At 69.2% G+C, this 3,820-nt stretch carries 2 protein-coding genes and 2 pseudogenes; 2 read left to right on the top strand and 2 right to left on the bottom strand.

The window, feature by feature from the left end:
• A pseudogene (locus K6I34_RS33315) lies at positions 1-853 on the top strand (hydrogenase expression protein HypF); the annotation flags it as partial.
• Positions 854-1,019: 166 nt separating this feature from the next.
• Here the strand turns inward: K6I34_RS33315 and pyk are convergent.
• On the bottom strand, positions 1,020-2,444 hold the full coding sequence (pyk, locus tag K6I34_RS33320) for a pyruvate kinase (protein ID WP_229331780.1): 1,425 nt from the start codon (positions 2,442-2,444) through the stop codon (positions 1,020-1,022).
• A gap of 84 nt (positions 2,445-2,528) precedes the next feature.
• Positions 2,529-3,677: an acetate kinase gene (locus K6I34_RS33325; protein ID WP_229331781.1), complete on the bottom strand. Its 1,149-nt coding sequence runs from the start codon at positions 3,675-3,677 to the stop codon at positions 2,529-2,531.
• A 47-nt stretch (positions 3,678-3,724) separates the two neighbouring features.
• On the opposite strand from K6I34_RS33325, the pseudogene K6I34_RS33330 reads away from it, so the two are divergent.
• Positions 3,725-3,820 (top strand): annotated as a pseudogene (locus K6I34_RS33330) (hypothetical protein); the annotation flags it as partial.

The raw sequence follows: 3,820 nt of genomic DNA on the forward strand, positions 1-3,820 counted from the left end.
GTCCCCGTCCTCGTCCCCGTCGTCCTCCGCCTCCAAGTCCTTCAACCCGCTGGACCCGTTGGGCCTCGGCGACAAGCTGCGGGACATCCTGACCGGCGGTCACGGCGAGCACGGTGAGGAAAAGCCGGGCGAACCGCCCTCGACGGGCACCTCGCCCGCCCCGCCCGCTCCGCCCGTCTCTCCGTCGCCGTCCGCCTCACCGTCCGCGGGAGGCGGGGACAAGGCCAAGCCGGAGCCCGGTGTCGGTGCACGGAAGCCGTCCACTGCCCCTTCCTCGGCCCCTCCGTCCGCGCCCTCTTCCCCGGGCACGAGCGCGAGCCCCAGTCCTGGCGCGAGTTCTTCGGCTTCCCCCGGAACCGGAACGCTCCCGCCCTGCCCGAAGCCGGACGTGGTGGACGAGAAGGAGGGGCACGCCTTCCCCATCCAGCCCTGGTATCTGGAGTCCAGCGCCCTCACCCTCCACGGTCTGACCTACCAGGGGATCAAGAGGATCAAGATGGTGAACGGGCAGGAGAAGAACGTCCTGAAGTTCACCGCCGACGCCGTCACGATCAAGGACCTGCACCAGATCGTCAACACCTACGGCCGCGAGAGCCACATCACGGGCCCCGGTACGAACTCCACGATCACCGGCGACAAGGTCACCCTGTACACCGAGGAGCTCAAGGGCAAGCTGCTGGGGATCATTCCGACGACCCAGAGCCCCACCAGCCCGCCACCGCTGATCCCCGGGCTGAAGGTGCCGATCCCCCTCCTCTTCACCGATGTGAAGCTCCGTCAGGGAGGCCAGTTCGGCGGCACCCTCCACATCGAGAACCTGCACCAGTACTACACGGACGGTACGTACCCCTAGATCTCCGGGAGCCGCCGGAAAACGACGATGGCCGTCACCCCGAAAAGGGGTGACGGCCATCGTCACGTTCAGCGGCGCCCCGACAGGGGCGCGGGGCGGTCACATTGTGCGGCTCCGCCGCGTGGGCGCGCCCAGCCGAAGCGGACCCGCAGTCACCGACCTACGGTCAGCGCCCCTCACCGAGGTGGTGAACCCGGACCATGTTGGTCGTACCCGGAACGCCGGGGGGCGACCCCGCCGTGATCACCATCGTGTCACCCGCGTTGTAACGCTTGAGCTTGAGCAGCTCCGCGTCCACCAGGTCGACCATCGCGTCCGTGTTGTCCACGTGCGGGACGACGAAGGACTCGACGCCCCAGCTCAGGGTGAGCTGGTTGCGGGTCTCGGTGTCCGTGGTGAAGGCCAGGATCGGCTGGGCCGTGCGGTAGCGCGACAGGCGACGGGCCGTGTCACCGGACTTGGTGAACGCCACGAGCGCCTTGCCGTCGAGGAAGTCCGCGATCTCGCACGCGGCACGGGCCACGGAGCCGCCCTGGGTGCGCGGCTTCTTGCCCGGGACCAGCGGCTGGAGGCCCTTGGAGAGGAGCTCCTCCTCGGCCGCGCGGACGATCTTCGACATGGTCTTGACCGTCTCGATCGGGTACGCGCCCACGCTGGACTCGGCGGACAGCATGACCGCGTCCGCGCCGTCCAGGATCGCGTTGGCGACGTCGGAGGCCTCGGCGCGGGTCGGCCGCGAGTTGGTGATCATCGACTCCATCATCTGGGTCGCGACGATCACCGGCTTGGCGTTGCGGCGGCACATCTCCACGAGGCGCTTCTGCACCATCGGGACCTTCTCCAGCGGGTACTCCACCGCCAGGTCACCACGGGCCACCATCACACCGTCGAACGCCGCGACGACGTCCTGCATGTTGGCGACGGCCTGCGGCTTCTCGACCTTGGCGATGACCGGCACGCGGCGGCCGACCTCGTCCATGACGCGGTGCACGTCGAGGACGTCCTTGGCGTCGCGGACGAAGGACAGGGCGACCATGTCGCAGCCCATCGCGAGCGCGAACTTCAGGTCCTCGACGTCCTTCTCGGACAGCGCCGGGACGTTCACCGCCGCGCCGGGCAGGTTGATGCCCTTGTGGTCGGAGATGACACCGCCCTCGATGACGATCGTCTTCACCCGCGGGCCCTCGACCCCGGTGACCCGGAGCTCGACGTTGCCGTCGTTGATCAGGACCTGGTCGCCCTTGGAGACATCGCCCGGCAGGCCCTTGTAGGTCGTGCCGCAGATGGTCCTGTCGCCCGGGACGTCCTCGGTGGTGATGGTGAACTCGTCACCGCGCACCAGCTCGACCGGACCGTCCGCGAAGGTCTCCAGGCGGATCTTCGGACCCTGGAGGTCGGCCAGGACGCCGACCGCGCGGCCGGTCTCCTCGGAGGCCTTGCGGAGGCGGTGGTACCGCTCCTCGTGCTCCTGGTGGGACCCGTGGCTCATGTTGAAACGGGCCACATTCATACCCGCCTCGATCAGCGTCTTCAGCTGGTCGAAGGAGTCGACGGCGGGGCCCAGGGTGCAGACGATTTTGGAACGGCGCATGGGGCAGATCCTATCGGTTTGTTTCGGAGCGGAATATTCGAGCTGTGGGAAAGGACAGGCGCGGTGCGCCGACCAAAGCGGTGATCAAGCGCTGACCAGCGCGTACGACTGTGTGGCGATCTCCAGCTCCTCATCGGTGGGCACCACGGCGACCGCGACCCGGGCGTACTCGGGGGAGATCAGCCGGGGCTCGCCGGACCGGACGGCGTTGAGGTCCCCGTCCACGACCAGGCCGAGCTCCTCCAGACCGGCCACCGCGGCCTCGCGGACCGGGGCGGCGTTCTCGCCGACACCGGCAGTGAACGCGATCGCGTCGACCTTGCCGAGAACGGCGTAGTACGCGCCGATGTACTTCTTCAGTCGGTGCACGTAGACGTCGAAGGCCAGCGCCGCCTGCTCGTCGCCCTCGTCGATCCGACGGCGGATCTCGCGCATGTCGTTGTCGCCGCACAGACCGATCAGACCGCTCTTCTTGTTCAGGAGCGAGTCGATCTCGTCGACGGACATCCCGGCGTTACGGGAGAGGTGCAGGATGACGGCCGGGTCGAGGTCACCCGATCGGGTGCCCATGACCAGGCCCTCCAGCGGGGTCAGGCCCATCGAGGTGTCCACGCAACGGCCGCCGCGCACCGCGGAGGCGGAGGCGCCGTTGCCCAGGTGCAGCACGATCACGTTGACCTCGGACGGGTCCTTGCCGAGCAGCTTGGCGGTCTCGCGGGAGACGTACGCGTGCGAGGTGCCGTGGAAGCCGTAGCGGCGGACCGAGTGGGCGTCGGCCGTGGCCGTGTCGATCGCGTAGCGGGCGGCCGACTCCGGCATCGTGGAGTGGAAGGCGGTGTCGAAGACCGCGACCTGCGGCAGGTCCGGGCGCAGGCCCATCGCCGTACGGATACCGGTGATGTTCGCCGGGTTGTGCAGCGGCGCCAGCGGCACCAGCTTCTCCAGCTCGGCGACGACCTCTTCGGTGATCACGGTCGGCTGGGTGAACTTCTGACCGCCGTGCACGACCCGGTGGCCGATCGCGGCCAGCTCCGGCGAGTCCAGGCCGAGCCCGTCCGCCGCCAGCTCCTCGGAGACGGCCTTCAGCGCGGCCGCGTGGTCGGCGATGCGCTCCTCGCGCTCGCGCTTGGCACCGTCCGTCGCCAGCGGGGTGTGCGCGAGCCGGGAGGTCTCCTCACCGATGCGCTCGACCAGGCCGACGGCCAGACGGGCGCCGTCGGCCATGTCGAGCAGCTGGTACTTGACCGACGAGGAGCCGGAGTTGAGGACGAGGACGCGGGAGGGGCCTGCGCCCGGACCTGCCGCAGGTCGCGGTCTTCGACACCGCCTTCCACTCCACGATGCCGGAGTCGGCCGCCCGCTACGCGATCGACACG

Origin of the sequence: Streptomyces sp. UNOC14_S4, from assembly GCF_020740835.1 — a bacterium.
Lineage (GTDB): Bacteria > Actinomycetota > Actinomycetes > Streptomycetales > Streptomycetaceae > Streptomyces.

What these genes read in the sequence shown, in the direction of transcription:
- pyk (WP_229331780.1), bottom strand. Translation starts at nt 2,444, where the DNA reads ATGCGCCGTTCCAAAATCGTCTGCACCCTGGGCCCCGCCGTCGACTCC.